Annotated in this window: 33 protein-coding genes; 23 read left to right on the forward strand and 10 right to left on the reverse strand. The window is 73.1% G+C overall.

What is annotated here, in order from left to right:
• The 4 genes from cysD to AB0I60_RS31855 form a co-directional block, all read right to left on the reverse strand.
• A partial coding sequence (cysD, locus tag AB0I60_RS31840) for a sulfate adenylyltransferase subunit CysD (protein ID WP_360736372.1) occupies positions 1–509 on the reverse strand: 509 nt, incomplete at its 3' end.
• On the reverse strand, positions 506–1,207 hold the full coding sequence (locus AB0I60_RS31845; RefSeq protein WP_360736374.1) for a phosphoadenylyl-sulfate reductase: 702 nt from the start codon (positions 1,205–1,207) through the stop codon (positions 506–508). The genes AB0I60_RS31845 and cysD, both read right to left, overlap by 4 nt.
• The gene (locus AB0I60_RS31850; RefSeq protein ID WP_360736376.1) at positions 1,204–1,362 is read right to left on the reverse strand and encodes an Insertion element protein; all 159 of its coding nucleotides are present in this window, start codon (positions 1,360–1,362) and stop codon (positions 1,204–1,206) included. Before AB0I60_RS31850 ends, AB0I60_RS31845 begins: the two co-directional genes overlap by 4 nt.
• 49 nt (positions 1,363–1,411) lie before the next feature.
• A complete protein-coding gene (locus AB0I60_RS31855; protein ID WP_360736378.1) occupies positions 1,412–3,094 on the reverse strand; it encodes a nitrite/sulfite reductase in 1,683 nt (560 codons plus the stop codon).
• A 296-nt stretch (positions 3,095–3,390) separates the two neighbouring features.
• Between AB0I60_RS31855 and hemW the strand changes: the two genes are divergently transcribed.
• Positions 3,391–4,605 carry a radical SAM family heme chaperone HemW gene (gene hemW, locus AB0I60_RS31860; RefSeq protein WP_360736380.1) on the forward strand — a complete coding sequence of 405 codons (1,215 nt, stop codon included), beginning with the start codon at positions 3,391–3,393 and terminating at the stop codon, positions 4,603–4,605.
• Between the two features lie 62 nt (positions 4,606–4,667).
• Here hemW and AB0I60_RS31865 read toward each other — a convergent pair whose 3' ends face one another.
• Positions 4,668–5,408 (reverse strand): GNAT family N-acetyltransferase, encoded by a 741-nt coding sequence (locus tag AB0I60_RS31865; protein ID WP_360736382.1) that lies wholly within the window; start codon positions 5,406–5,408, stop codon positions 4,668–4,670.
• Positions 5,409–5,531: 123 nt separating this feature from the next.
• On the opposite strand from AB0I60_RS31865, the gene hrcA reads away from it, so the two are divergent.
• The 5 genes from hrcA (at position 5,532) to AB0I60_RS31890 (ending at position 9,751) form a co-directional block, all read left to right on the forward strand.
• The gene (gene hrcA, locus AB0I60_RS31870) at positions 5,532–6,554 is read left to right on the forward strand and encodes a heat-inducible transcriptional repressor HrcA (protein ID WP_360736384.1); all 1,023 of its coding nucleotides are present in this window, start codon (positions 5,532–5,534) and stop codon (positions 6,552–6,554) included.
• 79 nt (positions 6,555–6,633) lie between these two features.
• Positions 6,634–7,785, forward strand: a complete 1,152-nt coding sequence (dnaJ, locus tag AB0I60_RS31875) for a molecular chaperone DnaJ (RefSeq protein WP_360736387.1) — start codon at positions 6,634–6,636, stop codon at positions 7,783–7,785.
• A complete protein-coding gene (locus AB0I60_RS31880) occupies positions 7,782–8,516 on the forward strand; it encodes a 16S rRNA (uracil(1498)-N(3))-methyltransferase (protein WP_360736389.1) in 735 nt (244 codons plus the stop codon). Before dnaJ ends, AB0I60_RS31880 begins: the two co-directional genes overlap by 4 nt.
• A gap of 202 nt (positions 8,517–8,718) precedes the next feature.
• Complete coding sequence (locus AB0I60_RS31885) at positions 8,719–9,399, forward strand: prolyl oligopeptidase family serine peptidase (protein WP_360736391.1); 681 nt, start codon at positions 8,719–8,721, stop codon at positions 9,397–9,399.
• Between the two features lie 10 nt (positions 9,400–9,409).
• On the forward strand, positions 9,410–9,751 hold the full coding sequence (locus AB0I60_RS31890; RefSeq protein ID WP_360736393.1) for a histidine triad nucleotide-binding protein: 342 nt from the start codon (positions 9,410–9,412) through the stop codon (positions 9,749–9,751).
• 55 nt (positions 9,752–9,806) lie between these two features.
• Here AB0I60_RS31890 and AB0I60_RS31895 read toward each other — a convergent pair whose 3' ends face one another.
• The gene (locus AB0I60_RS31895; protein WP_360736395.1) at positions 9,807–11,171 is read right to left on the reverse strand and encodes an FAD-binding oxidoreductase; all 1,365 of its coding nucleotides are present in this window, start codon (positions 11,169–11,171) and stop codon (positions 9,807–9,809) included.
• Between the two features lie 315 nt (positions 11,172–11,486).
• Here AB0I60_RS31895 and AB0I60_RS31900 point away from each other — a divergent pair, with 315 nt between their 5' ends.
• From AB0I60_RS31900 to AB0I60_RS31955, 12 genes are all read left to right on the forward strand, one after another.
• On the forward strand, positions 11,487–12,563 hold the full coding sequence (locus AB0I60_RS31900) for a PhoH family protein (protein WP_360736397.1): 1,077 nt from the start codon (positions 11,487–11,489) through the stop codon (positions 12,561–12,563).
• A gap of 5 nt (positions 12,564–12,568) precedes the next feature.
• Positions 12,569–13,123, forward strand: coding sequence for an rRNA maturation RNase YbeY (gene ybeY / locus AB0I60_RS31905; RefSeq protein WP_360736400.1), 555 nt, complete (start codon positions 12,569–12,571; stop codon positions 13,121–13,123).
• A 10-nt stretch (positions 13,124–13,133) separates the two neighbouring features.
• A complete protein-coding gene (locus AB0I60_RS31910) occupies positions 13,134–14,438 on the forward strand; it encodes a hemolysin family protein (protein WP_360736403.1) in 1,305 nt (434 codons plus the stop codon).
• Positions 14,431–14,775 (forward strand): cytidine deaminase, encoded by a 345-nt coding sequence (locus AB0I60_RS31915; protein ID WP_360736406.1) that lies wholly within the window; start codon positions 14,431–14,433, stop codon positions 14,773–14,775. The genes AB0I60_RS31910 and AB0I60_RS31915 overlap by 8 nt, the downstream gene beginning before the upstream one ends.
• 41 nt (positions 14,776–14,816) lie before the next feature.
• On the forward strand, positions 14,817–15,101 hold the full coding sequence (locus AB0I60_RS31920; protein WP_360736409.1) for a (2Fe-2S) ferredoxin domain-containing protein: 285 nt from the start codon (positions 14,817–14,819) through the stop codon (positions 15,099–15,101).
• A gap of 310 nt (positions 15,102–15,411) precedes the next feature.
• Positions 15,412–16,308 (forward strand): GTPase Era, encoded by an 897-nt coding sequence (era, locus tag AB0I60_RS31925; RefSeq protein ID WP_360736412.1) that lies wholly within the window; start codon positions 15,412–15,414, stop codon positions 16,306–16,308.
• A 24-nt stretch (positions 16,309–16,332) separates the two neighbouring features.
• Positions 16,333–17,085 (forward strand): DNA repair protein RecO, encoded by a 753-nt coding sequence (recO, locus tag AB0I60_RS31930; RefSeq protein ID WP_360736415.1) that lies wholly within the window; start codon positions 16,333–16,335, stop codon positions 17,083–17,085.
• Positions 17,086–17,175: 90 nt separating this feature from the next.
• Positions 17,176–18,000 (forward strand): isoprenyl transferase, encoded by an 825-nt coding sequence (locus tag AB0I60_RS31935; protein WP_360736417.1) that lies wholly within the window; start codon positions 17,176–17,178, stop codon positions 17,998–18,000.
• A 14-nt stretch (positions 18,001–18,014) separates the two neighbouring features.
• On the forward strand, positions 18,015–18,440 hold the full coding sequence (locus AB0I60_RS31940; RefSeq protein WP_360736706.1) for a hypothetical protein: 426 nt from the start codon (positions 18,015–18,017) through the stop codon (positions 18,438–18,440).
• Position 18,441: 1 nt separating this feature from the next.
• A complete protein-coding gene (locus AB0I60_RS31945; RefSeq protein ID WP_360736420.1) occupies positions 18,442–18,714 on the forward strand; it encodes a hypothetical protein in 273 nt (90 codons plus the stop codon).
• A gap of 42 nt (positions 18,715–18,756) precedes the next feature.
• A complete protein-coding gene (locus AB0I60_RS31950) occupies positions 18,757–19,767 on the forward strand; it encodes a permease (RefSeq protein ID WP_360736422.1) in 1,011 nt (336 codons plus the stop codon).
• Positions 19,768–19,804: 37 nt separating this feature from the next.
• Positions 19,805–20,596 carry a TIGR03943 family protein gene (locus tag AB0I60_RS31955; protein ID WP_360736425.1) on the forward strand — a complete coding sequence of 264 codons (792 nt, stop codon included), beginning with the start codon at positions 19,805–19,807 and terminating at the stop codon, positions 20,594–20,596.
• Positions 20,597–20,653: 57 nt separating this feature from the next.
• Here AB0I60_RS31955 and AB0I60_RS31960 read toward each other — a convergent pair whose 3' ends face one another.
• From AB0I60_RS31960 to AB0I60_RS31970, 3 genes are all read right to left on the reverse strand, one after another.
• Positions 20,654–21,091 (reverse strand): Fur family transcriptional regulator, encoded by a 438-nt coding sequence (locus AB0I60_RS31960; protein ID WP_360736427.1) that lies wholly within the window; start codon positions 21,089–21,091, stop codon positions 20,654–20,656.
• Complete coding sequence (locus tag AB0I60_RS31965) at positions 21,088–21,456, reverse strand: metalloregulator ArsR/SmtB family transcription factor (RefSeq protein ID WP_360736709.1); 369 nt, start codon at positions 21,454–21,456, stop codon at positions 21,088–21,090. The genes AB0I60_RS31960 and AB0I60_RS31965 overlap by 4 nt, the downstream gene beginning before the upstream one ends.
• Before the next feature lie 67 nt (positions 21,457–21,523).
• On the reverse strand, positions 21,524–21,793 hold the full coding sequence (locus AB0I60_RS31970) for a hypothetical protein (protein WP_360736430.1): 270 nt from the start codon (positions 21,791–21,793) through the stop codon (positions 21,524–21,526).
• Positions 21,794–21,810: 17 nt separating this feature from the next.
• Here AB0I60_RS31970 and AB0I60_RS31975 point away from each other — a divergent pair, with 17 nt between their 5' ends.
• The 3 genes from AB0I60_RS31975 (at position 21,811) to AB0I60_RS31985 (ending at position 24,456) form a co-directional block, all read left to right on the forward strand.
• The gene (locus AB0I60_RS31975; protein ID WP_360736432.1) at positions 21,811–22,188 is read left to right on the forward strand and encodes an antibiotic biosynthesis monooxygenase; all 378 of its coding nucleotides are present in this window, start codon (positions 21,811–21,813) and stop codon (positions 22,186–22,188) included.
• Positions 22,189–22,312: 124 nt separating this feature from the next.
• A complete protein-coding gene (locus AB0I60_RS31980; RefSeq protein ID WP_360736434.1) occupies positions 22,313–23,698 on the forward strand; it encodes a glycine--tRNA ligase in 1,386 nt (461 codons plus the stop codon).
• Between the two features lie 5 nt (positions 23,699–23,703).
• Entirely contained in the window at positions 23,704–24,456 is a 753-nt protein-coding gene (locus tag AB0I60_RS31985; RefSeq protein ID WP_360736437.1) for an SMI1/KNR4 family protein, read from the forward strand.
• Positions 24,457–24,460: 4 nt separating this feature from the next.
• Here AB0I60_RS31985 and AB0I60_RS31990 read toward each other — a convergent pair whose 3' ends face one another.
• A complete protein-coding gene (locus AB0I60_RS31990) occupies positions 24,461–25,399 on the reverse strand; it encodes an AraC family transcriptional regulator (RefSeq protein WP_360736440.1) in 939 nt (312 codons plus the stop codon).
• An 83-nt stretch (positions 25,400–25,482) separates the two neighbouring features.
• Between AB0I60_RS31990 and AB0I60_RS31995 the strand changes: the two genes are divergently transcribed.
• On the forward strand, positions 25,483–25,917 hold the full coding sequence (locus AB0I60_RS31995) for an anthrone oxygenase family protein (protein ID WP_360736443.1): 435 nt from the start codon (positions 25,483–25,485) through the stop codon (positions 25,915–25,917).
• A 157-nt stretch (positions 25,918–26,074) separates the two neighbouring features.
• Positions 26,075–26,413, forward strand: coding sequence for a hypothetical protein (locus tag AB0I60_RS32000; protein ID WP_360736446.1), 339 nt, complete (start codon positions 26,075–26,077; stop codon positions 26,411–26,413).
• Positions 26,414–26,446: the final 33 nt, after the last annotated feature.

Raw genomic sequence — 26,446 nt, forward strand, 5'->3', positions numbered from 1 at the left:
AATTCGGGACGCTGCCGCCTGGGCTCCCACTGACCGAATGCGTTCCGTAGGCTGAAAATGCGCTCCTTGGCCCGCGCCCGCTCCTCGTCGCGGCGTCCGCCGCCGAACACCGCGTCGAATCTGTGAGAGGTGATCGCGTCCAGCAGCGGAACGGTCTGCAACGGATTCCGGGTGCCGTCCGGGCGTTCCGCGAGACGGCCGTCGTCGATGTAGTCCTGGACCCTGGCCACCTCCAGGCGCAGCCCGTGCCGCGCCACGACGCGGTCGCGGAACTCGATGACCTCGTCGAAGTTGTGGCCGGTGTCGACGTGCAGCAGCGGGAACGGCACCGGCGCGGGCCAGAACGCCTTCACCGCCAGGTGCAGCAGCAACGTCGAGTCCTTGCCGCCGGAGAACAGGATCACCGGCCGGTCGAACTCGCCCGCGACCTCCCGGAAGATGTGGATCGCTTCGGATTCGAGGCGTCCCAACGTGTCCGTCCCGGGAACCGGGACCTCGGTCGTCGTCATCCGTGCAACCCGCATTCTGTCTTCGCTGTGCCCGCCCACCGGCCGCTGCGCGGGTCCGCCCCCGGCAGGGGTTTCGCGGTGCACGGCGCACAGCCGATGGAGGGATAACCGGCCTGCACCAACGGGTTCTCCAGAATCCCGTGCTCGGCGATGTAGGCGTTGAACTCGTCGTCCGACCACGGCGCGATCGGGTTGACCTTCACCAGCCCGTTGCGCTCGTCCCACTGCACGACGGGCGTGTTCGCGCGGGTCGGCGCGTCGACCCGGCGCACCCCGGTGACCCACGCGTCGTAGTTGCCCAGCGTGCGCTGAAGCGGCACCACCTTGCGCAGGTGGCAGCACCGGGCCTGGTCGGTCTGGTTGAGCAGGCCGAACTCGCGCTCCTGGTCGGCCACCGACTGCTCGGCCGAGGCGTTGACGATGCGCACGCCCGGGTAGACCAGGTCCACCGCGTCGCGGGTGCCGATCGTCTCGGCGAAGTGGTAGCCGGTCTCCAGGAACAGCACGTCCACGTCCGGCTTGACCTTCACCGCCAGGTCGATCAGCACGGCGTCCTGCATGTTCGACGCGACGATCCAGCTCTCGCCGAACGTCCGGGCGGTCCAGGCGAGCGCCTCCTCGGCGGACGCGTCGGCCAGCTCGGCCGAGGCCGCCTCGGCGATCACCTTCAGCTCCTCGACCCTGGTGGGGGCGGTCATCGCTGCACCTCCTGAGGAAGGTTGAGACCCACGAACTTCACCGTGAACACGCGGCGGCAGGAGGAGCACAGCCACGAGTAGGCCGGCTCCTCCTGCGGACGGAGGTCCTCGTCACCGCAATAAGGGCAGTAGAACGGCGTCGCGCGCTCGCTCATGACCTCTCCCGACCGGTGCGCGGCGCGGACGCCGGGGACGTGGCCGCCCTCATCGGAGGTCGGCCTCGTCGGCGCGGGCCACCCACTGGGCGAAGCGCTCGTCGTCCTTGCGCTGCCCGACGAAGTTGCGCACCACGCGCTCCACGTACCCGGACAGCTCGGCGGCGGTCACCTTGTGGCCGCGCAGCTTCCGGCCGAACCCGGCGTCCAGGCCCAGCCCGCCGCCCAGGTGCACCTGGAAGCCCTCGACCTGGTTGCCGTCCGCGTCGGTGACGATCTGGCCCTTGAGCCCGATGTCGGCGGTCTGGATGCGGGCGCACGAGTTCGGGCAGCCGTTGATGTGCACCGAGATCGGCGCGGTCACGCCCTCGACGACGTCGGCCAGCCGCTCCTCCAGCACCGACACCAGGTCGACCGCGCGGGCCTTGGTCTCGACGATCGCCAGCTTGCAGAACTCGATGCCGGTGCACGCCATCACACCGCGCCGCCACGGCGACGGCTCGGTCTGGAGCCCCAGCCCCGCCAGCTCGGCCTGCAGCGCGGCGACCCCGGACTCCGGGACGTCGAGCACGATCAGCTTCTGCTGCGGGGTCAGCCGGACCCGGTTCGACCCGGCCCGCTCGGCCGCCCTGGCGACCTCGACCAGCGTGGAACCCGACACCCGGCCCGCGATCGGGGCCGCGCCGACGTAGTGCAGGCCGTCCTTCTGCCGGTGCACGCCGATGTGGTCGTAGGGGATCTCCGGCACCACGGGCGCGGGCCCGTCCACCAGCTTGCGCCCCAGGAACTCGTCCTCCAGCACCTGCCGGAACTTCTCCGGGCCCCAGTCCGCGACCAGGAACTTGATCCGCGCCCGGTGCCGCAGCCGGCGGTAGCCGTAGTCGCGGAAGACGCTGATCACGCCCTCCCACACGTCGGGCACCTCGTCGGCGGGCACCCAGGCGCCCAGCCGCTTGCCGATCATCGGGTTGGTGGACAGCCCGCCGCCGACCCACAGGTCGAACCCGGGGCCGTGCTCGGGGTGCTGCACGCCGACGAACGCCACGTCGTGGATCTCGTGCGCCACGTCCGGCAGGCCGGAGATCGCGGTCTTGAACTTGCGCGGCAGGTTGGCGAACCGGGGGTCGCCGATGTAGCGGGTCAGGATCTCGTCGATCGCGCCCGAGCCGTCGAGCACCTCGTCCTCGGCGATGCCCGCGACCGGCGAGCCCAGGATCACCCGGGGGCTGTCGCCGCACGCCTCCATCGTGGTCAGCCCCGCCGCCTCCAGCTCCCGCCAGATCGTGGGCACGTCCTCGATGCGGATCCAGTGGTACTGGACGTTCTGCCGGTCGGTGATGTCGGCGGTGTCGCGCGCGTACCGCTGCGACAGCTCACCCACCAGCGCGAGCTGCGCGGTGGTCAGCCGCCCGCCGTCGATCCGGACGCGCAGCATGAAGTACTCGTCGTCGAGCTCCTCGGGCTCCAGGGTGGCCGTGCGACCACCGTCGATGCCCGGCTTGCGCTGGGTGTAGAGGCCGTACCAGCGGAACCTGCCGCGCAGGTCCGCCGGGTCGATCGACTCGAACCCGCCGTGGGCGTAGATGTTCTCGATCCGCGCCCGCACGTTGAGCGGGTTGTCGTCCTTCTTGCTCCGCTCGTTGGGGTTCAGCGGTTCGCGGTAGCCCAGCGCCCACTGCCCCTCACCTCGGCGCTGCTTGGCACGCTGCGGCGCACTCGTCGGGGGGACCATCCTCGTCCTCCGGGGATTCGGGGCGCTGGTGCGCGTGCGAGTCCCGGTGGGGCATGTGGTGGGGGTCTCGTCAGCGCACCCGGCGCCGACGGGAACAGCACGTGTCAGGCGCGGGCTATGCCGAAGGACGGCACATCGCGCTGGAGACGCGACGGAAGTCGACGTGGCGGCGGACCACCAGGCGCACTCCGTTCGACGTCATGCCAGTCAGCGTGCCACGCGTCCACCCCGTGGTCCACCGCCATCCGCATGGTGGGACGGACGTCCCGGTGCTGGTAGATGGGACAATGGGGGCCATGCCCTCCGCTCTGCCGATCGGCGACCCCGCGCCGCCCGACGGCTCACTGCCCGTGACCGCCCTGGCCGGTCTCGGCACCCGCCCGTTCGGCGTCTACGTGCACGTCCCGTTCTGCGCGACCCGGTGCGGTTACTGCGACTTCAACACCTACACCGCCGGTGAGCTGGGCACTTCCGCGTCGCCCGGCTCGTGGCTGGAGGGCGTGCGGCGCGAGTTGGACCTCGCGGCGGCCGTGCTGGGCAGCCCACCGCCGGCCGACACGGTCTTCGTCGGCGGTGGCACTCCGTCACTGCTCGGCGCGGACGGCCTCGCCGACGTGCTGTCCGCCGTCAGGTCGTCGTTCGGCCTCTCGGAGCACGCCGAGGTGACCACGGAGTCCAACCCCGAGTCGACCTCGCCGGAGTTCTTCGCCGGCATCCGTGACGCGGGTTACACCCGGGTGTCGCTGGGGATGCAGTCCGCCGCCCGGCACGTGCTGACCGTGCTGGATCGCGCGCACACCCCCGGACGCCCGCCGGCCGCCGCCCGCGAGGCGCGCGCCGCCGGCTTCGACCACGTGAACCTGGACCTCATCTACGGCACGCCCGGGGAGACAGCCGACGACCTGCGCGCGTCCCTGGACGCGGTGGGCGAGGCGGGCGTGGACCACGTGTCGGCGTACGCGCTGATCGTGGAGGAGGGCACCGCACTGGCCCGCCGGGTGCGCCGGGGTGAGCTGCCGATGCCCGACGACGACGTGCTGGCCGACAAGTACGAGCTGGTCGACGCCGCGCTCACCGCGCAGGGCCTGGACTGGTACGAGGTGTCGAACTGGGCCGCCTCGCCCGCCGCCGAGTGCCGGCACAACGTCCTGTACTGGCAGGGCGCGGACTGGTGGGGCGCGGGCCCCGGCGCGCACAGCCACGTCGGCGGCGTCCGCTGGTGGAACGTCAAGCACCCGGCCAAGTACAGCGAGCTGCTGGCCGCCGGCGCGTCGCCGGCCGCCGGCCGGGAGGCGCTGTCCGCCGAGGACCGGCGGGTCGAGCGGGTGCTGCTGGAGCTGCGGCTGGCGACCGGCCTGCCCGTCGAGGTGCTCGACCCGGCCGCCCGCACCGAGGCGAAGGCCGCCGCCGACGACGGCCTGCTCGACCCCGACGCCCTGGCCCGGGGCCGCTGCGTGCTCACCGACCGGGGCCGGCTGCTCGCCGACGCCGTCGTCCGCCGCCTCACCTGACCGGCTGCCGCCTCACCCGGCCGGCTTCCGGCGAACGGCTGCCGCGCGGACGGCGGGGTGCGTCACTTGAGCGAGATGGCCGCCGACTGGCCGATCGTCCGGTAGCCGATCGGCCCGTACAGCCGGCCCGCCTTGCCGTCCGCTTCGGTCTCCAGGAACGGCGTCCACCCGGCGGCGAACACCCGCCGGGTCAGCTCGCCGCACACCGCCGACGCGATGCCGCGCCCCCGGTGCTCCGGCACCACGGCGATGCCGGCGACCTGCGCCAGCCCGTTGGCGGGCCCGGTGATCGCGCCACCGCCGACCGCCGTCCCGTCGACCACGGCCAGCAGCAGCGAACCGCCGTCGTCCAGCAGCGACCGCTGCCGCCGCACCGCCGCGTCGCGCGGGATCGGGTCCACTCCGAAGGCCCGGTGCTGCGCTTCGGTCAGTCGGGCCAGCTCGTCGTCCGAGGTCGCGTCGACCAGCCGCACGCCCTCGGGCACGTCCGGCACGACCAGGTCGGCCCGCTCGACGGCCATCATCGGCAGCAGTTGGTCCACGGTGAACCCGGCCTCCTCCAGCGCGGCGTCCACCGCCGGGAACGGGCGCAGGTACTCCAGGCGCGGCGTGCGCCCCCGCGCGCGGAACGCCGCCACCAGGGCCTCGACGTCGGCGGGGGTCGGCGCGGCGCCCTCCTCGGGCACCGCGTAGTTCATGAACGGGTTGTCGCTGTGCGCGTCGAACCGGACCAGGAACGGCCCGATCCGCTCGGCGTCGGGGCGCAGCGACGCCCGCAGGGACGCCTGGATCTCGGTCAGCACCGGCCGACGCTCCCACGCCGGCCGGGCCCGTGCCACCCACTTTCCCCTCGACCGGTCACCGCGGGGCCACCGCCTTTCGTAAACTCGTGGGGGGCAGGTCCGTCGGAGTGGAGGTGACACGCGGTGAACACCGATGAGCGCCGGTTCGAAGTGTTGCGCGCGATCGTCGCCGACTACGTCTCCAACCAGGAGCCGGTGGGGTCGAAAGCCCTGGTGGAACGGCACAACCTGGGGGTGTCCAGCGCCACGGTCCGCAACGACATGGCGGCGCTGGAGGAGGACGGCTACATCACCCAGCCGCACACCAGCGCCGGCCGAGTGCCGACCGACAAGGGCTACCGGCTGTTCGTCGACCGGCTCAGCGAGGTCAAACCGCTGTCCTCGCCGGAGCGCCGGGCGATCCGCAGCTTCCTGGAGGGCGCGTACGACCTGGACGACGTGCTGCGGCGCAGCGTGCGGCTGCTGGCCCAGCTCACCCGCCAGGTCGCCGTCGTGCAGTACCCGACGCTGAGCCGCTCCACCGTGCGGCACCTCGAAGTGCTCGCCATCACACCGGCCCGGCTGATGCTCGTGCTGATCACCGACACCGGGCGGGTGGACCAGCGCTCGGTCGACCTCGGGGACGTGATCACCGAGGAGAACGTCGCGCGGATGCGCACCATGCTCAACGCGGCCATGGTCGGCAAGCGGCTGTCCGACGCGTCCGCCGAGGTCGCCGAGCTGCCCGGCCGCGCGCCCGCCGAGCTGCGGGACGTGGTGCTGCGGGTGAGCACGGTGCTGATCGAATCGCTGGTCGAGCACCCGGAGGAGCGCCTGGTGCTGGGTGGCACCGCGAACCTCACCCGCAACGTGGCAGACTTCCCCGGTTCGCTGCGCCAGGTGCTGGAGGCGCTGGAGGAGCAGGTCGTGGTGCTCAAGCTGCTCGCCGCGTCCCGCGACCCCGGCACCGTCCTGGTGCACATCGGCGAGGAGAACGAGGCGGCCGAGATGCGCAGCACCTCGGTCGTGTCCATCGGCTACGGGAGCCGGGACAACCTGCTCGGGGGCATGGGAGTGGTCGGGCCCACCCGGATGGACTACCCCGGGACGATGGCGGCCGTGCTCGCGGTCGCCAGCTACGTGGGGGACATCCTGACCGCACGCTAGTCGGGGGAACACCCCGGGCCGACAGGACGTTTCGCAAGGGAGCGGACGCGCGCTGAACGCGCCCGCAGGAGGACACACGGTGGCGAGGGACTACTACGGCACGCTCGGGGTCTCCAGGAACGCGACTCCCGAGGAGATCAAGCGCGCCTACCGCAAGCTCGCGCGCCAGCTGCACCCGGACGTCAACCCCAACGAGGAGGCGCGCTTCAAAGAGGTGACGGCTGCCTACGAGGTGCTGTCGGACCCGAGGAAGCGCGAGGTCGTCGACCGGGGCGGGGACCCGCTCCAGTCCGGCGGCGGTGGCGGCAGCGGCATGGGCGACCCGTTCTCGGGCTTCGGCCTCGGCGACATCATGGACGCGTTCTTCGGTGCCACGGGCGGTGGCGGGCGCGGTCCGCGCAGCCGCGTGCAGCCCGGCTCGGACGCGCTGATCCGGCTGTCGATGACGTTGGAGGAGTGCGCTGCGGGCGCGTCGCGCGAACTGACCGTGGACACCGCGATCCTGTGCGACGTCTGCGTGGGCAGCGGCTGCGCCGAGGGCTCGTCCCCGGTGCGCTGCGACACCTGCGGCGGGCGCGGCGAGGTGCAGTCGGTGCAGCGCTCGTTCCTCGGCCAGGTCGTCACGGCCCGGCCGTGCCCGGTGTGCCGGGGGCTGGGCGAGGTCATCCCCGACCCGTGCCGGCAGTGCGCGGGCGAGGGCCGGGTGCGCTCCCGGCGCACCATCTCGGTGCAGATCCCGGCGGGCGTGGCCGAGGGGATGCGGGTCCGGCTGGCGGGCCAGGGCGAGGTCGGCTCCGGCGGCGGGCCCGCCGGCGACCTGTACGTGGAGGTCGAGGAGGTGCCGCACGAGGTGTTCGAGCGGGACGGCTCGAACCTGCACTGCTCGGTGCGCATCCCGATGACCACCGCCGCCCTGGGCGCGGTGCTGCCGCTGCAGACCCTCGACGGCGACGAGGAGCTGGAGATCGAGCCCGGCACCCAGCCGAACACCGAGCTGGTGCTCACCGGCCGGGGGATGCCCCGGCTGCGCTCCTCGGGTCGCATCGACGGGCGCGGCGACCTGCACGTGCACCTGGAGGTCGTGGTGCCGACCAAGCTCGACGGCCGGCAGACCGAGCTGTTGCGCGAGCTGGCCGCCGCGCGCGGCGAGGAGGAGCCGACCCTGGCCCACAACGGCAAGGGCGGCGGCGGCCTGTTCTCGCGGCTGCGCGCCGGTCGCGGCCACCGGTGACCCTGCCCGTCTTCCTCGTGCCCGCGCTGCCGTCCGGCGGCACCGCGCTGCTGGACGGCCCCGAGGGCCGGCACGCGGCGACCGTGCGGCGGCTGCGGGCGGGGGAGGAGCTGGTGCTCTCCGACGGCACGGGCGCGCAGGTGCGGTGCGTGGTCGAGGAGGCGCTGAAGGACTCGCTGCGGCTCGCCGTCGTCGACCGCTGGGTCGTGCCCGAGCCGGCCGTGCGGGTCGTGGTGGCGCAGGCGCTGGTGAAGGGCGACCGGGGAGAGCTGGCCGTGGAGCTGGCGACCGAGGCGGGCGTCGACGGCGTGGTGCCGTGGCGGGCCGCGCGGTGCGTGGCGAAGTGGGACGACGGCCCGCGCGGCGCGAAAGCCCTGGAGCGCTGGCGCGCGACCGCGCGGGAGGCTGCGAAACAGGCCCGGCGGGCGCGCGTGCCGGAGGTCGCCGACCCCGTCGGCACCGCCGCGTTGACCCGTTTGGCGGCGTCTTCCGCAGTTGCATTGGTTTTGCACGAATCGGCTTCGGACACCATCAAGTCGGTACCGCTCCCGGAAGCGGGGGAGGTATTGGTGGTGGTGGGTCCGGAAGGCGGCATCACCGACGACGAGTTGGCGGCGTTGACCGAGGCAGGTGCGCACGCGGTGCGACTGGGCCCTACCGTTCTGCGAGCGTCGACAGCCGCGGCGGTGGCTTTGGGTGCTCTGGGTGCATTGACCGATCGCTGGCGGTGATGGGCGTTCCGGACTTCTGGCGAACCGCCGGAATAGGGGTTACGCTCATGGCCTGAGGGGTTGCATTGGTCTAGTCGCTATCGGCCCTTCAGACCACAGTCTCGCCGGACACCTCCCCCCTCGGTCCGGCGTCGCCGCGTCGCGGTGGGGCGACCCCCAGGTCCCATCGCGACGCGGCCCTTTTTTGCGTCAGGGGTATGACTTGCGCATCTCGTACGGCGACCACCCGAGCCAGTTCGCCGAGTTGTCGACCGGCCGCGAACCGGACGGCTCCCCCGTCGTCGTGGTCATCCACGGCGGATTCTGGCACCAGCGCTACGGGTTGGAGCTGGGCCGCCCGCTGGCGACCGACCTCGCCGCGCACGGCGTCTCCGCGTGCAACGTCGAGTACCGCCGCGTGGACGGCGGCGGCGGGTGGCCGCAGACCGGCGACGACGTCCTGGCCGCCATCGACGCGCTGGACTCCGACGTGATCACCCTCGGCCACTCGGCGGGCGGCCACCTCGCGGTGTGGGCGGCGGCCCGGCACCCCCGGGTGCTCGGCGCGGTCGCCCAGGCGGGCGTCCTGGACTTCCTGGCCCACCCGCAGGTCACCCGCCGCGCGGGCGAGCTGCTCGGCGGCACCCCCGAGGAGGTGCCCGACCGCTACGCCGACGCCTCGCCCGCCGCCCTGCTGCCCATCGCCAAGCCGCTGGTCCTGGTGCACGGCGAGGAGGACGAGGACGTGCCGGTGGAGCAGAGCATCGGTTTCGCCGAGGCGTCGGGAGCGGAACTGGTGGTGCTGCCGGGCGTCAGCCACATGGACCTGATCACGCCCGGCACGTCCGCCTGGGTCGCCTGCCGCAGCGCCGCGCTCCGCCTGGTCCGCGAGACCGCCCGGTAGCCTGCGCGGTATGTCCGACTGCCTGTTCTGCCGGATCGTCGCGGGCGAGATCCCGGCCACGATCGTGCACGAGACCGAGACGACCGTGGCGTTCCGCGACATCGCGCCGCAGGCCCCGACGCACGTCGTGCTGGTGCCCCGCGAGCACGCCCCGGACGCGGCAGCCCTGGCCGCCGCCGCGCCGCGCGTGCTGGACGACCTGTTCCTGGCCGCCGGCCGGGTCGCCGAGGCCGAGGGCGTCGCCGACACCGGCTACCGCCTGCTGTTCAACACCGGGGCCGACGCCGGCCAGACCGTGTTCCACGCCCACCTGCACCTGCTCGGCGGTCGCAAGCTCGGCGCGCTCGCCTAGCACCGGCGGCGCGTCCCGCGCCGAGGTCGGTCGGTCGACCACGGCCCGCTTCTGGTCATACGGCCTGCGGGAACGCCAGCACCCGGTCCGGGTCGTAGCGGCGGGCCACCCGGTGCAGGCGCGCGTGGTTGCGCCCGTAGTAGGCCGCCCGCCAGTCCGGCATCTCCGGGTCGATGTAGTTGACGTACCCGCCCGACGCGCCCAGCCCGTCGCGCACCTCGGCCAGTTCCCGCCGTGCCTCCGCCTCCGCCACCCCGGTGGCGTCCACGAAGATCTGCGCGCTCGCCGACGCGTCCCGGTGCGGGAACGCCGTCGCGTCCGGCCGCACCCGCGCGATCGCCCCGCCGAACGAGTCGAAGAGGATCGCCCCGGACCGGGGCCGGTCCACCAGCCGCACCGCCGTCGCCGGGTCCACCGGTCCGCGCAGCACCCGCGAGGAGGCGACGAACCGGTTGCCCTCGACCGGCGGGCAGCCGTCCAGGCAGCCCGCGAAGTGCCGCATGGCCGTCAGGTAGTCCATCGGCCGGACGTCCCGGGACAGCACCGGCACCTTCGCCGCGAACCGGTCCAGCCACGGCGCGAGCCCCTCCGGCGTGCCCACCCAGCATCCCGACACCAGGGCCGACGGCGGCCGGCCCATCTCCAGCCGGCACGCCGTCCACAGCTCGTCCGGCAGGTCCGCGAGCCACTCCTGCCACGCGCCGAACACGTCGACCTCCGCACCCGGCGGGGTGATCAGCACGAACGGCACCAGGTCGCGTGCCGGGGCGGTGCCGAACCGGAACGACGTGACCACCCCGAAGTTGCCGCCACCGCCGCCGCGCAACGCCCAGAACAGGTCCGGATCGTGCTCCGCGTCCACCCGCCGCAGGCAGCCGTCCGGCGTCACCACCCGCGCGCCGACCAGGTGGTCGCAGGTCAGCCCGTAGGCGCGGGCGACCACGCTGATCCCGCCGCCCAGCGCCAGCCCGCCGATCCCGACGCTGCGGCACGTCCCGCCGGGCAGCAGCCGCCCCGCCGCGCCCAGCCGCTCGTACAGCTCGATCATCGACGTGCCCGCGCCCACCACGGCCTCCCGGCCGGGTCGGACGCCGGCCAGCGCCGCCAGGTCGACGACCAGCCCGCCCTCCGGCACGGAGTACCCGGCGTAGCTGTGCCGCCCGCTGCGCGCGGCGACCGGCAGCCGTTCCCGGGACGCGTGCTCCAGGCACCGGGCGACGTCGTCCTCCGTCGCGCACAGCGCGATCGCGGCCGGCCGGCGCTGTTCGTAGAGCGTGTTGAACGGCCGCCGCTGCACGTCGTAGTCCGGGTCGCCCGGCAGTACCAGCCGCCCGGACAGCCGCAGCCGGTGCCAGTCCCGGTCCCAGCCGGTGAACGCCAGCCCCGCCGCGCCGATGAAGGTCCTCCGCCGGAAGTCCACGTGACCCACCCCCGGGACCCATGGTGCGCCTGCTGTGAGCTGGGACACATCCGCCTACCGGGTTGTCCCCGGACCCCGCGCGACCGGCCCGCACCCGTGGTTGCGGGTCACCGAAACGAGTGACGACCGACGCGCCCCCGGCCGGCGGCCCCGCAGCCCGCCTGAACCGCGAGCCCGCGCCCCGCCGGGCGGTCGTGCCGTCCGACCGGCTCTTACTCCGGTGCGCGGTGTCGGTGGTGGCGGCTAGCATCGACGGCAGTAGGTCAAGTACACCCCAGTTCGGCGCGAACGCGCAGGAAGCAGGCCCGAGGCCACGTGGCCGACACCGCTGACAACAAGCCGCAGTCCGGCCACGCCGCGGCTGACGCCCAGTCCAAGTTCGCCGTGCCCGACGGCGCGGTGCTCGCCCTGCTCGGTTCGCGCGACGAGAACCTCCGGCTCGCCGAGGAGCTGCTCGACGCCGACGTGCACGTGCGCGGCAACGAGATCACGCTCTCCGGCCCGCCCGCCGACGTGGCGTTCGCCGAACGCGTCTTCAGCGAGCTGATCACCCTGGCCGGCCGGGGCCAGCAGGTCGGCCCGGACACGGTCCGCCGCACCGTGGCGATGCTGTCCGAGGGCACCGGCGAGTCGCCCGCCGAGGTGCTCAGCCTCGACATCATCTCCCGCCGTGGCCGCACCATCCGCCCGAAGACGCTGAACCAGAAGCACTACGTCGACGCGATCGACCAGAACACCGTCGTGTTCGGCATCGGCCCCGCCGGCACCGGCAAGACCTACCTGGCGATGGCCAAGGCCGTCCAGGCGTTGCAGGCGAAGCAGGTCAACCGCATCATCCTGACCCGCCCGGCCGTCGAGGCGGGCGAACGCCTCGGCTACCTGCCCGGCACCCTGTACGAGAAGATCGACCCCTACCTGCGCCCGCTCTACGACGCCCTGCACGACATGGTCGACCCGGAGTCCATCCCGCGCCTCACCCAGGCCGGGACGATCGAGGTCGCCCCCCTGGCGTACATGCGCGGCCGTACCCTGAATGATGCGTTCATCATCCTCGACGAGGCGCAGAACACCACGCCCGAGCAGATGAAGATGTTCCTCACCCGGCTCGGCTACGGCTCCAAGATCGTGGTGACCGGCGACATCACCCAGGTCGACCTGCCCGGTGGGCAGCGGTCCGGGCTCAAGGTCGTGCGGGAGATCCTCGACGGCGTCGAGGACGTGCACTTCTCCGTGCTGACCAGCAGTGACGTCGTCCGGCACCGGCTGGTCGCCGACATCGTGGACGCCTACGAGAAGTGGCAGGTCGAGCAGGACGAGCACGCCCTCGCCGACGACCGGAGGCAGCACCCGGGACCCGGTGCGCGGTCGCACGGGCAACGCCGGGGACGATAGGCGTCGTGAGCATCGAGATCGCGAACGAATCGGGCGTGACGGTGGACGAGCCGTCCATCGTCTCCGCCGCCCGGTTCGCCCTGGACCGGATGGGCGTCAGCCCGTTGGCCGAGCTGTCCGTCCTGCTGGTCGAGCTGGACGTGATGGCGGACCTGCACCAGCGCTGGATGGACCTGCCCGGTCCCACCGACGTCATGGCGTTCCCGATGGACGAGCTGGACTCGGCCCGCCGCCCCGACGCGGCCGGGCTCGGGCCCGCGCTGCTCGGGGACATCGTGCTGTGCCCGGCGTTCGCCAAGGACCAGGCGAAGAAGGCGGGCCACGGCCTGCTGGACGAGTTGCACCTGCTGACCGTGCACGGCGTGCTGCACCTGCTGGGCTACGACCACGCCGAGCCCGCCGAGGAGCGCGAGATGTTCACCCTGCAGAACCGGATCCTGGGCGACTTCCGCACCGCCGCCGCCGAGGCGGAGCGCAAGTCCGCGCAGCGCGAGGCCGACTCCAAGCTGCTCGGGGCGGTGGGCCTGGAGGACGCCGACCGGCCCGACCCGACCGCCTGAGGCGGCCGAGGTGACGGGGGACCCCACCAGCCTCATCGTGCTGGCCGTGGCGCTCGTGCTGGCGGCCGGCGCGTTCGCCGGGGCGGACGCGGCGCTGGGCACGGTGTCGCGGGCGCGCGTCGAGGCGCTCCAGCGCCAGGGCCGGGCCGGCACCCGGCAGCTCATCCAGGTGCTCGCCGACCGGCCCCGGCACGTGAACCTGCTGCTGTTGCTGCGGCTGGGCTGCGAGCTGTCGGCGACGGTGCTGGTCACCGTGGTGTGCCTGGAGCTGATCCCGACCGGCTGGGTGGCCGTGCTGGTCGCGGGCCTGAGCATGTTGGTCGTGTCGTACGTGCTGGTCGGCGTCGGTCCCCGGACCATCGGCCGGCAGCACCCGTACGCGGTGAGCCTCGTCGCCGCCGCGCCGATCCGGGTGCTCGGCCGGGTGCTCGGGCCGCTGTCGCGGCTGCTGATCCTGGTCGGCAACGCGATCACGCCCGGCAAGGGCTTCCGCGAGGGCCCGTTCTCGTCCGAGGTCGAGCTGCGCGAACTGGTCGACATGGCGCAGGAGCGCGGCGTCGTGGACGAGGGCGAGCGCGAGATGATCCACTCGGTGTTCGAGCTGGGCGACACGATCGCCCGCGAGGTGATGGTGCCGCGCACCGAGATCGTGTGGATCGAGCAGGCCAAGTCCGTGCGGCAGGCGCTGGCGCTGTCCCTGCGCACCGGCTACACCCGGGTGCCGGTGATCGGCGAGAGCGTGGACGACATCGTCGGCGTGGTGAACCTGAAGGACCTCGTGCGCCTGACGCTGGCCGAGGAGCCCAACGGCACGTCCGTCGCGGACGTGATGAAGCCCGCGTCGTTCATCCCGGACTCGAAGCCGATCGCGGACCTGCTGCGCGAGATGCAGCTCTCCCGCAACCACCTGGCGGTCGTGGTGGACGAGTACGGCGGCACGGCGGGCCTGCTGACGATCGAGGACATCCTGGAGGAGATCGTCGGCGAGATCACCGACGAGTCCGACACCGACGACCGCCCGCCCGTCGAGCACCTGGCCGACGGCTCGGTGCGGGTCAGCGCGCGGCTGCCGGTGGACGACCTGGACGCGCTGTTCGGCACGGAGCTGGACGACCACGAGGTGGAGACCGTCGGCGGTCTGCTGGCCCAGCGGCTGGGCCGCGTGCCGCTGCCGGGCACCGAGGCGGAGATCGCGGGCCTGCGGATGCGGGCCGAGGGCGGCAAGGACGAACGCGGGCGGATGCGCATCACCACGGTGCTCGTGCGCCCGGTCGACAACGGTGACACTTCGGCGGAGGGAACCCCCGGTGACTGACCTCGACCACGACCTCGACCCGGAGGACGCGAAGATCATCACCCTGGCCCGCTCGGCCAGGGCGCGCACCGGTGCCGCCGAGGGTGCGGCGGTGCGCGACACCGACGGCCGCACCTACGCGGCGACCACGGTCGCGCTGCCGTCGTTGCGGCTGACGGCGCTCCAGGCGGCCGTGGCGGCGGCGGTGTCCAGCGGTGCGGAAGGTCTGGAAGCGGCGGCCGTGGTGACGGGCGCGGAGGCGGTCGACGCGGAGTCGGTGGCGGCGGCCCGCGACCTGACGGCGGGCGTCCCGGTGTTGCGCGCGGACGGCACGGGAACGCTCCGGGAAACCGTGTAGTGGCGCACGTGACGGTGTGCCGGGGCTGTTGCTGCGGCACGGTGAAGAAACACCCGGAATACGACCACGAGGAACAGTTGCGCCGGCTGGAAGCGGTGGCGGAACGTTCAGGGGGCCGGGTGCGCGTGCGCACGGCGGACTGCCTGGACGCGTGCGAGAACTCGAACATCGTCGTGGTCAAACCACCCGGCGCGAAGGCGGTGTGGCTGGGTTTCGTGCTGCACGACGCGGTGATGGACGACCTGGAGCAGTGGCTCGTCACGGGTGGTCCGCTGCCGCCGAAGTTGGAACTCAACCGCGTGACCCCGCCGGCGATTTCCCCCTGACCGGCCACTGTCCGGTTGCTTGCCGATCGGCGGCCGGCATTCGGCGGGACGGGGGGCTCGTTCCCGCGCTGAACCAGTGCGGGAACGAGCCCCGGTAATGCGCGGCACCGGTTTTCCGGGGAAGTGCCGCCTCACGTCCACGCGCAGCCACCGCGCCGCCTGTCGCCGGATCCGCACCCCTCGATCCGACCCGTCCGCGAGCCCGCGGCGCGGGCGGGTCGGGGGGTGGTGCGTTCGTGCAGCACACGCCCGTGAGCGGTCGTGCGAGGGGTGGAGGGGCGGGGTTGGGCGGGATGGGGACAATGGGGGGATGGATGGTCATCGCTCCGGGTTTGCCTGCTTTGTCGGTCGGCCCAACGCCGGCAAGTCGACGTTGACGAACGCGCTGGTGGGGACCAAGGTTGCGATCACCTCCAGCAAGCCGCAGACCACCCGGCACACGATCCGGGGCATCGTGCACCGCTCCGACGGCCAGTTGGTCCTGGTCGACACGCCCGGCCTGCACCGGCCCCGGACGCTGCTCGGGCAGCGGCTCAACGACCTGGTCCGGGAGACCTGGTCGGAGGTGGACGTGGTCGGGTTCTGCGTCCCGGCCGACCAGAAGGTCGGACCCGGTGACCGGTTCATCGCCGCCGAGCTGGCGAAGATCGCCAAGCGGACGCCGGTGATCGGGATCGTCACCAAGACCGACCTGGTGGGCCAGCAGCAGGTGGCCGAGCAGCTGCTCGCGCTGCAGGACGTGATGGACTTCGCCGAGCTGATCCCGGTGTCCGCGCAGGACGGCTTCCAGGTCGACACGCTCACCGACCTGCTGGTGGGCCGCCTGCCGGAGGGGCCGCAGCTCTACCCGGACGGCGAGCTGACCGACGAGCCCGAGCAGACCCTCGTCGCCGAGCTGATCCGGGAGGCCGCGCTGGAGGGCGTCCGGGACGAGCTGCCGCACTCGATCGCGGTGGTGGTGGAGGAGATGCTGCCCCGCGAGGGCCGGGACGACCTGCTCGACGTGCACGCCAACGTGTTCGTGGAGCGCCCCAGCCAGAAGGCGATCATCCTGGGCCACCGGGGCGAGCGGCTCAAGCAGGTGGGCATCACGGCCCGCCGGCACATCGAGAAGCTGCTCGGCACCCGCGTCTACCTGGACCTGCACATCAAGATCGCCAAGGACTGGCAGCGCGACCCGAAGCAGCTCCGTAGACTCGGGTTCTGAGCGCGGGAGGGGGAGCGGGGCGCGATGGCCAACCTGTACCGGGACACGGGTGTGGTCCTGCGGGTGCAGAAGCTCGGCGAGGCCGACCGGATCATCACCCTGCTGACCCAGAAGCACGGCAAGGTGCGCGCGGTCGCCAAGGGCGTCCGGCGGACGTCGTCGCGGTTCGGCGCGCGGCTGGAGCCGTTCGGCCACGTCGACGTCCAGTTCTACCCGGGCCGCTCGCTCGACGTGGTCACCCAGGTGCAGACGCTGGACGCGTTCGGCGTCGTCCTGGTGGACGACTACCAGCGCTACACCGCCGCGTGCGCGGTGCTGGAGACGGCCGACCGGCTCACCGCCGAGGAGGGCGAGCCGGTGCTGCGGCTCTACCTGCTGGTGACCGGCGCGCTGCGGGCGCTGGCGGCGAAGGAGCGGGACGCCTCGCTGATCCTGGACGCGTTCCTGATGCGCGCGATGTCGTTCGCGGGCTGGGCCCCGGCGGTGCACGAGTGCGCGCGCTGCGGCGACCCGGGCCCGCACCGGGCGTTCAACGTGCACGCGGGCGGCCTGGTGTGCCACAACTGCCGGCCGCCGGGCAGCGCCCAGCCCAACGAGGCCACGCTGCGGCTGCTCGCCGCCCTCCTGCGCGGTGAGTGGGACGTGGTGGACGGCATCCCGAACGCGCCGCGCCGCGAGGCCAGCGGCCTGGTGGCGGCCCACCTCCAGTGGCACCTCGAACGGCAGCTCCGGTCGCTGCCGCTGGTCGAGCGCAAAGCACCCCTGGCGGACGGATAGAGTCGCCAGCCGCACCGCATCCCCCTCTGCCCGCGTGGCCGATCGCGCCCGCACCCCGGGGAACCGGATCGTCGAGAGGAACCTGCCCACATGCTTCGCCGAAGGCGGGCCGAACGCGTCGCGCGCGTTCCCCGGCCCCCGGAACCGCACCCGTCGGGCGCCGTCCCGCCGCCGATCCCGGCCGACCTCGTGCCGAAGCACGTCGCCATCGTGATGGACGGCAACGGCCGGTGGGCCAACCAGCGCGGCCTGTCCCGCATCGAGGGGCACAAGCGCGGTGAGGCCGTGGTCGTCGAGGTGGCCAAGGGTGCGATCGAGCTGGGCGTGAAGTGGCTGTCGCTCTACGCGTTCTCCACCGAGAACTGGCGGCGCAGCCCGGAGGAGGTGCGGTTCCTCATGGGCTTCAGCCGCGACGTCATCCGGCACCGCACGGACGAGCTGGACGAGCTGGGCGTGCGGGTGCGGTGGGCGGGTCGGCGGCCCCGGCTGTGGCGCAGCGTGATCAACGAGCTGGAGGTCGCCGAGGAGCGCACCCGCGACAACGGGGTGCTGAACCTGGCGATGTGCATCAACTACGGCGGCCGGGCCGAGGTCGGCGACGCGGCGCGGGAGATCGCCCGGCTGGCCGCCGCCGGCCGGATCAACCCGGACAAGGTGGACGAGCGGACCGTCGCCAAGTACCTGTACCAGCCGGACATGCCGGACGTCGACCTGTTCATCCGGCCGTCGGGGGAGCAGCGCACGTCGAACTTCCTGCTGTGGCAGTCGGCGTACGCGGAGATGGTGTTCCAGGACATCCTGTGGCCGGACTTCGACCGGCTGGACCTGTGGCGGGCGTGCGAGTCGTACGCCCGGCGGGACCGGAGGTTCGGGGGCGCGGTGGACAAGCCCGACGTGGACGAGGAGGACGAGTGACCGACGACCCCGCACTGACCGACGACGCCGAGGTGACCGGGCGGCTGCTCACCTCGGCGCGCGAGGCGCTGGAGCTGTTCCACGAGGTGCACGTGGACGACGACGGGGCGTTGAGCTTCCGGCACGGCGACGTCCCGTGCGCGGTGCAGGCGATGCGGCTGGCCGAGGGGCTGACCGTGCTGAGCCTGACCTGCGTGGTGGCGTGGGACCTGCCGAAGAGCCCCCACCTGGCCGCGTCGGCGGCGGAACGGGCGGGCCAGGGCCTGTTCGGCACGCTGGGCGTGGTGCACACCGAACGCGGGGTGGACGTGACCCTGCGGTACGCGTTCCCGGCCGAGGGGATGCGCACCGAGCCGTTGAGCACGCTGCTGATGCTGGTGGTGTCCACGGCGTCCCAGTTGCGGGCGGAACTGCTCGCGGACGTGGAAGGCGGTGCGTGACGTGGCCGGGGTGATCGTGTACGAGCCGGACGACGACGCGGAGGTCGAGGGGTTGCCGTGGGCGATCACCTTCGAGGCGTCGGCGGGTGAGGACTGGGACTCGTTCGTGTGCGGCCCGTACGAGCGCGACGAGGCGGTGGCGCTGGCGGAGTCGGTGATCGCCGAGGGCCGGGGCGTGACGGCGGTGGTCGAGCCGCTGCTGCCGGTGCGCAGCGCGATGGACGTGCTGTCCACGATCGACGAGCTCCGCGAAGAGGTCGAGGACCCGACGTAGGTCGGTTCGGCGGCGGGGCCGGCACCTGGCATCATCTCGAAAGTGACAATCACTGGCGAAATCCGGGGGTCACGCCCGCGCCGCACGCCGCCCCGCCTCCGGGTGACGTCGCTGGAGGTCCTGTGCGTGGTGCTGGTGCTCGCGCTGCTCTTCCAGGACCGCCTGGTGGCGGCGCTGGACGTGCCGGTGCTGCGCACGGCGTCGACGGTGTTCGTCGCGGTGTGCGTGCAGGCGATGCCGTTCCTCGTGCTCGGCGTGCTCATCAGCGGCGCGATCGCGGCCTTCGTGCCGCCGAGCGCGCTGCGCAGGCTGCTGCCGTCGAAGACGGCGCTGGCCGTGCCGGTGGCCGGGGTCGCCGGAATCGCGCTGCCGGGGTGCGAGTGCGCCTCGGTGCCCGTCGCGCGCCGGCTGATGCAGCAGGGGGTCGCGCCGGCCGTCGCGCTGTCGTTCCTGCTGGCCGCGCCGGCGGTGAACCCGATCGTGCTGGTCTCCACGGCCGTGGCGTTCCGGGACGCGCCGCTGATGGTGCCCGCGCGGTTCCTCGGCTCACTGCTCACCGCCGTGGTGATGGGCTGGTTGTGGACCCGGTTCGGCAAGGCCGGGTGGATCGCCGAACGGGCGTTGCGCCGGCTGCCCGACCGCGACGGCACGTCCCGCTGGCTGGTGTTCGCCGAGACCGCCCGGCACGACCTGGTCGAGGCCGGCGGTTTCCTGGTGCTCGGCGGGGTGTTCGCCGCCGCGTTCAACGTGCTGGTGCCGGCGGAGTGGCTGGAGACGCTCGGCGGGCAACTGGTGCTCGGCGTGCTGGTGATGGCGCTGCTGGCCGTGGTGCTGGCGCTGTGCAGCGAGGCGGACGCGTTCGTCGCGGTGTCGATGTCCGCGCTGCCGCTGCTGCCCCGGCTGGTGTTCCTGGTGGTGGGTCCGGCGGTGGACGTGAAGCTGGTCGCGTTGCAGGCCGGGGCGTTCGGCCGGGGGTTCGCGGCCCGGTTCGCCCCGGTGACGTTCGTGGTGGCCATCCTGTCCGCGCTGGCGGCGGGTGCGGTGTTCCTGTGAGCGCCCCGGCGGGCGCTCCGGCGAGGCGGGAGTCCTGATGCGGCGGGAGACCCAGAACGTCCTGCTGGTGCTGCTCGGCGGCGCGCTGCTCAAGCTCGCGCTCAGCGGCACCTACCTGCGCTACGTCAAGGAGTCGCTTCAACCGTGGCTGGTCGGCACCGGCGCGGTGATGATCCTGCTGGCGGTCGTGGCCATCGCGCGCGACCTGCGGCGCGGGCAGCCGGCCGCGAGCCCGGTCGCCGAGTCCGGTGGGACCGCCGAGGACGCGGCCGGCGACAACGCCGGCGGTGCGGCGGCGGGTGGTCACGTGCACCACGACGGGCACGAGCACGGCTCGTCCCGCAGCCCGTGGATGCTGCTGCTGCCGGTGCTCGCGGTGTTCCTGATCAGCCCGCCCGCGCTCGGCGCGGACACGGTGAACCGGTCGGACCGCAACGCCGCGCAGGAGTCCAAGGCGGGCAACGGGTTCGCGCCGCTGCCGAAGGACGAGGTGGTCCCGCTGACCATCGGCGAGTTCGTCACCCGCACCGCGTGGGACGACTCGGGGTCGTTGAACGACCGGACCGTCAAGCTCACCGGTTTCGTGGTGCGCAAGGAGCAGAACGTCTACCTGGCGCGGCTGACCATCTCGTGCTGCGCCGCCGACGCCGCCCCGGTCAAGGCGCTGATGACCGGCCAGGACTTCGCCGGGCTGCCCACCGACCAGTGGGTGGAGGCGGTCGGCCGCGTCGTGCCCGGGTCGGCGACCCGCGAGAACGCCTACGTGCCGACGTTCACGGTCCGCGACATCACGCCGATCACGCCGCCGGAGGACACCTACGAGGGGTGAGACCCGCCCGGGGACCGAGCCCCGGGCGAGCGGCGCACCGCCGTGCGGGGGGAGCCGTCAGGCGGGGTCGGATTTCGCCGCCTTGGCGCACTCCGAGCACGTGCCGAAGATCTCCACGGTGTGGCTGACCTCGGAGAACCCGTTCTCCTCGGCCACCCGGTCGGCCCAGCGCTCCACCGTCGGCCCCTCCACCTCCACGGTGCGCCCGCAGGTGCGGCACACCAGGTGGTGGTGGTGGTGCGACGAGCAGCGGCGGTAGATGGCCTCGCCCGAGTCGGTGCGCAGCACGTCCACCTCGCCGGCGTCGGCCAGCGACTGGAGCGTGCGGTACACCGTGGTCAGGCCGATGCCCTCGCCCCGCCGGCGCAGCTCCTCGTGCAGGTCCTGCGCCGAGCGGAAGTCGTCCAGCGAATCGAGCAGGCGGGAGACGGCGGTGCGCTGCTTGGTGGAACGCAGGCCCGGCACGTTCGTGTTGGGGCGCTCGCTCGTGGTCACAGTTCCTCCGTCCCGAGTACTCCCGAGTTGATACCACGCGGGCCCTCGTCGACGTGCGCGACGGCGTCCACGACGATGTGCGCCAGGTGCTCGTCCACCAGCCGGTAGACCACCTCCCGGCCGTGCCGCTCGCCGTGCACGACCCCGGCCGCCTTGAGCACCCGCAGGTGCTGGCTGATCAGCGGCTGGGCCACGCCCAGCGCCTCGACCAGCTCGTGCACGCACCGGTCGGCGTCGCGGAGCTGGAGCACGATGGCGATCCGGACCGGCGCGGCCAGGGCGCGCAGCAGCTCGCCGGCGGCGGACAGCGTGTGCGCCGGCCTCGGCGGCACGGGGCGGGCCGCGCCGCGCGTCGGGGAGTGCACGTGCTCGCTCCGCACTTCGACCGTCACGGTGCCTCCGACCACGTGGTATGGATTTTCAGCCCCAATACTACGTTCCCAGCACAGACCAGGTCACAAGCACAAGAACCGCAAGTACCAACAGCCGCAGGACGCGCCCGCCCGGTGCGAGGAACCGCCACGTCGCCGCGAGCAGTGCGGCCACCCCGAGCGCGAGCAGCCCGAGCAGCGCCGCGCCGACCGGGCCGCGCACCCACACCCCCGCCCCGAACAGGCCCAGGACCAGCAGGAACACCACCGGGGCAGGCACCTTCGCCAGGGGTCCGGCACCGGGGATCAGCGTCCGCTTCGAATCCGCCACCGTGGCATCCTTGCACCGTGCTGCTCGTCTGCCGGTTCACCGTGCCCGTGTCCGAAGTCCCGTCCTTCACCGCGCGCGTCGGCCGGGCGCTGGAGCTGCTGACCGCGCGGCCGGGCTGCCCGCGCGGCTCGCTGGGCCGGTCGACGGACGAGGAGGACCTGTTCGTGCTCACCGTCGAGTTCGACTCGGTGGTGGCCTACCGGCGCGCGCTGTCGCCGTTCGACGTGCGCGAACACGTCGTGCCGCTGCTGTCGGAGGCGATCGCCGAGCCCGCCGCCTTCGAACCGCTCCTGGTCGCCGGCGGCGGCGAGGTGGAGCGGCTGACCAGCCTGGTCGCCGCCGACGCCGGCACGGTCCGCCTGGGGGAGGCCGCCGGTCCCACCACCCCGCGCTAGCCGCAGCCGGGCACCGGGAGCGCGGGAGGCCGCGGCCGGCGCGGGGCGTGGTCGCCCGATGGAGGCGCGACGCCGAGGACTACCCTGGCACCCCCGATTACCCGCCCCTCCGATGGAGTCGTCCGTGGCAGCCGATCGCATCGAGACCGTCGTCAGCCTGTGCAAGCGCCGGGGGTTCGTCTACCCGTGCGGCGAGATCTACGGCGGGACGAGGTCGGCCTGGGACTACGGTCCCCTCGGCGTCGAGCTGAAGGACAACATCAAGCGGCAGTGGTGGAACTACATGGTCCGGGGCCGCGAGGACGTGGTCGGCCTGGACTCGTCGGTCATCCTGCCGCGCGAGGTGTGGGCGGCGTCCGGTCACGTGGAGGCGTTCGTCGACCCGCTGGTCGAGTGCAACTCGTGCCACAAGCGGTTCCGGCAGGACACGCTGGCCGAGGAGTACGCCGAGCGCACCGGCAAGCAGGTCGCCGAGGGCGACGTGTCCGACGTGCCGTGCCCGAACTGCGGCAACCGGGGCCGGTACACCGAGCCGAAGATGTTCAACGGCCTGCTCAAGACCCACCTCGGCCCGGTCGAGACCGACGAGGGCCTGCACTACCTGCGCCCGGAGACCGCGCAGGGCATCTTCACGAACTTCCTGAACGTGCAGACCACGTCGCGCCGCAAGCCGCCGTTCGGCATCGGCCAGATCGGCAAGAGCTTCCGCAACGAGATCACGCCCGGCAACTTCATCTTCCGCACCCGCGAGTTCGAGCAGATGGAGATGGAGTTCTTCGTCGAGCCCGGCACCGACGAGGAGTGGCACCAGTACTGGATCGACGAGCGCACCCGCTGGTACACCGAGCTGGGCGTGTCGAAGGAGAACCTGCGGCACTACGAGCACCCGAAGGAGAAGCTGTCCCACTACGCCAAGCGGACCGTCGACATCGAGTACCGGTTCCGGTTCGGCGGCCAGGAGTGGGGCGAGCTGGAGGGCATCGCCAACCGCACCGACTTCGACCTCACCACCCACTCCAACCACTCGGGCGTCGACCTGTCGTACTTCGACCAGGCGACGAACTCGCGCTACCGGCCGTTCGTGATCGAGCCGGCGGCGGGCGTCGGCCGGCCGATGATGGCGTTCCTGCTGGAGGCGTACACCGAGGACGAGGCGCCCAACGCGAAGGGCGGCGTGGACAAGCGGGTCGTGCTGCGGCTGGACCGCAGGCTCGCGCCGGTCAAGGCGGCCGTGCTGCCGCTGTCCCGCAACGCCGACCTGTCGCCCAAGGCGAAGGACCTGGCCAACGCGCTGCGCCGGCACTGGAACATCGAGTTCGACGACGCCGGCGCGATCGGCCGCCGCTACCGCCGGCAGGACGAGATCGGCACGCCGTTCTGCGTGACGGTCGACTTCGACACGCTCACCGACCACGCGGTCACCGTGCGGGAGCGCGACACCATGTCGCAGGAACGGGTGTCGATGGACCAGTTGGAGTCCTACCTGGCGGCCCGGCTGGTCGGGGCCTGACGGTCGTGCGGCCCGACCTGGTCCTGCTGCGCGAGCTGGTCGAGCACGGGACGGCGGTGACCGCCGTGGCCGGTCGCGGCGCGTCGGCCGGGGAGATCGGCGCGGCGGAGGCCGTGGTCGGGCCGCTGTCGCCGTCCTTCCGGTGGTGGCTGGCCGAGTACGGGTCCGGCGCGCTCGACGGCGAGCCGATCGCCTCGCTGCGGCCGGACGGCTTCGCGGAGGCGCCGGCGGGGCTCGCCGACCGGCTGGACGGCGCGCGGCTGTGGTTCTACGAGGAGCACTGCGGCGACCGGTACGGCTTCGCGCTCGACGACGTGGTCGACGGTGAGCACGCGGTGGTGCGGCGGGACGCGGCCACCGGCGACGACGAGCCGTGCGCGCGGTCGTTCGCCGGGTTCCTGGCCGTGCGCGAGGCGCTGGCGGCGGGGCTGCGCGACGGCCCGAACCCGACCGTCGCGCGGCTGTGGAACTCCACGCCGGGCGTGCTGCGCGAGGACGGTGTGCTGATCTACGGGCCGCAGGCGATCCGGGAGCGCAACGAGACCTTCGGGGTGCGCGAGCACGCGCCGGACTGGGTGCTGGTCGGCGACGACAGCGGCGGGTCCGGGTTCTTCATGCGCCGCCACGGCCGCGACCGGGAGTCGGTGCACCTGCTCGGGCTCGGCGCGCTCGACCGGGACGTGGCGGCGGTTGGCGAGCACGTGACGGACGACCTGCTCGGCTGGCTGGTCCGGGCCCCGCACGAGCGCAGCGGCTGACCGGTCAGGCGCTGCGCTCCTCGCGGGCGCGGTGCTCGGCCGGGCTCACGCCGCGCACCCGCTTGAACGCCGCGCTGAGCGCGAACGGCGTGCCGTAGCCGACCTGGCGGGCCACGGCGGCGAGCGTCGCGGACGGTTCGCGCAGCAGGTCCGCCGCGAGCGCCAGCCGCCAGCCGGTCAGGTAGGCCATCGGCGGTTCGCCGACCAGCTCGGTGAACCGGCGGGCCAGCACCGCCCGGGACGCGCCGGCGGCGGCGGCCAGCGACGCCACCGTCCACGGCCGGGCCGGGTCGGCGTGCAGCAGGCGCAGCGCGCGGCCCACGACCGGGTCGCCGTGCGCCTGGTACCAGCCCGGCGCACCCGCCTCCGGCCGGCAGAACCACGCGCGCAGCACGGAGATCAGCAGCAGGTCCAGCAGGCGGTCCAGGACGGCCTCCTGGCCGGGCTCGTCCCGGGCGATCTCGCCGGCCAGCAGCGGCACCAGCGGCAGGTCGGACTCGCCGACCACGAGCAGCGGGGGCAGCGCGGACAGCAGCCGGCGGCTCACCTCGCCGTCGAGCTGGTAGGTGCCCGACAGCAGCACGACCGAGCCGTCCGGGTCGCCGCCCCAGGTGCGCACGCCCAGGTCCCACCGCTCGCACAGCGCCGCGCCGTCCGGGGTGGTGCTGATGCCGCCGGGGTGCACGACGGCCTGCACGGGCGTGCCGGGGTCGTCGGCGAGCGTGTACGGGTCGGGGCCGCGCAGCACCGCCACGTCGCCCGCACGCAGCCGCACGGGGTCGCCGGAACGGGGGAGCGCCCAGCCGTCGCCGCGCACGACGGCGACCACGGTCAACGGGGCGCGGTCCTCGATGCGCAGCGACCACGGCGGGTTCAGGACGGTGCGCAGCAGGAACGCGCCGCGCGCCCGGGGTCCGTCGAGCAGTCCGGCCAGTGCGTCCACGACCGCAACCCTAGAGACGAACGGACATGGGATCGAGCCCGTCGGCCATGGAGAGCCGCGCTGCGGTGGTCTTGACTGTCCCCATGTTCACCTTGACGATCATCGCGGCCCTCGGCTGCGGCCTGATGGCAGGCGTCTTCTTCGCGTTCTCCGCGATGGTCATGCCCGGTCTGCGGCGGGCCGCGCCCGCCGAGGGCCTGGCGGCGATGCGGGCGATCAACCTCGCCGTGGTCAACCCGGTGTTCCTGGTGGTGTTCCTGGGCACGGGCGCGGTGTCGGTCGCGGCGGCGTTCGCCGGGACGGCGGCCGGCTGGGTCGGTGCGGCGCTGTACCTGCTGGGCGGCATCGTGTTCACCGCCGCATATCACATTCCGCGCAACAACGCTTTGGAGCGCGAGGGCACGACGGCGTACTGGACCCGGTACTTGAGGGAATGGGTGCCCGGGAACCACGTTCGTGCGCTCACCTGCCTCGGTGCCGCACTGGCCTTCACGCTTGCCGCAGCCCAGCTGCACTAGCCGTCACGATGAGTAGTTTTCACGATTTTGAATGATCTAGCTCACGCACAAACGAGTGAATGTCGACGCCTGAGCCGTCGATCGGGCGCACCATTAACCCTGACGTCACCCCGCGCTGCAAAACTATCCCTACCGGCGCGGATCATCGGGGGGTGTCATGGCGCGTGTCGCGGTAACGGCGGTGCTCCTGGCACTCGTCGCCGTCCTCACCCCGTCGCCCACCGGGGCCGGGCACCTCGTGGCCCTCGCGGCGACCGGCCACCGGCCCGCCGTCACCGAGACGCTGTCCGAGGAGGAGCCGAACCGGGAGAGCCGCAAGATCCCGGAAACCCGGGCGTTCTCCGCCGCCGCCCAGCGCCTCGGCCCCGACCGCCCCGCCACGACCGCCGACTACCCGGCCGCGCGCCGGGCCCGGCACCCCGAACCCGCGCCACCGGCCAGGGGCCGCCGGCCCGACCGGCCGACACCCTCCGCGCTCCAGGTGTTCCGGAACTGATCCCACCGCTGTGCCACAACCGCATCCTCGCCA

The organism is Actinosynnema sp. NPDC050436 (assembly GCF_040655415.1).
Lineage (GTDB): Bacteria > Actinomycetota > Actinomycetes > Mycobacteriales > Pseudonocardiaceae > Actinosynnema.

Excerpts from the sequence above, each read along its gene's own strand:
- recO (WP_360736415.1), top strand. The coding sequence starts at position 16,333 with ATGGCCAACCTGTACCGGGACACGGGTGTGGTCCTGCGGGTGCAGAAG.
- era (WP_360736412.1), top strand. The coding sequence starts at position 15,412 with ATGGATGGTCATCGCTCCGGGTTTGCCTGCTTTGTCGGTCGGCCCAAC.
- AB0I60_RS31955 (WP_360736425.1), top strand. The coding sequence starts at position 19,805 with ATGCGGCGGGAGACCCAGAACGTCCTGCTGGTGCTGCTCGGCGGCGCG.
- AB0I60_RS31850 (WP_360736376.1), bottom strand. The coding sequence starts at position 1,362 with ATGAGCGAGCGCGCGACGCCGTTCTACTGCCCTTATTGCGGTGACGAG.
- AB0I60_RS32000 (WP_360736446.1), top strand. The coding sequence starts at position 26,075 with ATGGCGCGTGTCGCGGTAACGGCGGTGCTCCTGGCACTCGTCGCCGTC.
- AB0I60_RS31935 (WP_360736417.1), top strand. The coding sequence starts at position 17,176 with ATGCTTCGCCGAAGGCGGGCCGAACGCGTCGCGCGCGTTCCCCGGCCC.
- AB0I60_RS31995 (WP_360736443.1), top strand. The coding sequence starts at position 25,483 with ATGTTCACCTTGACGATCATCGCGGCCCTCGGCTGCGGCCTGATGGCA.
- AB0I60_RS31890 (WP_360736393.1), top strand. The coding sequence starts at position 9,410 with ATGTCCGACTGCCTGTTCTGCCGGATCGTCGCGGGCGAGATCCCGGCC.
- AB0I60_RS31845 (WP_360736374.1), bottom strand. The coding sequence starts at position 1,207 with ATGACCGCCCCCACCAGGGTCGAGGAGCTGAAGGTGATCGCCGAGGCG.
- hemW (WP_360736380.1), top strand. The coding sequence starts at position 3,391 with ATGCCCTCCGCTCTGCCGATCGGCGACCCCGCGCCGCCCGACGGCTCA.
- AB0I60_RS31855 (WP_360736378.1), bottom strand. The coding sequence starts at position 3,094 with ATGGTCCCCCCGACGAGTGCGCCGCAGCGTGCCAAGCAGCGCCGAGGT.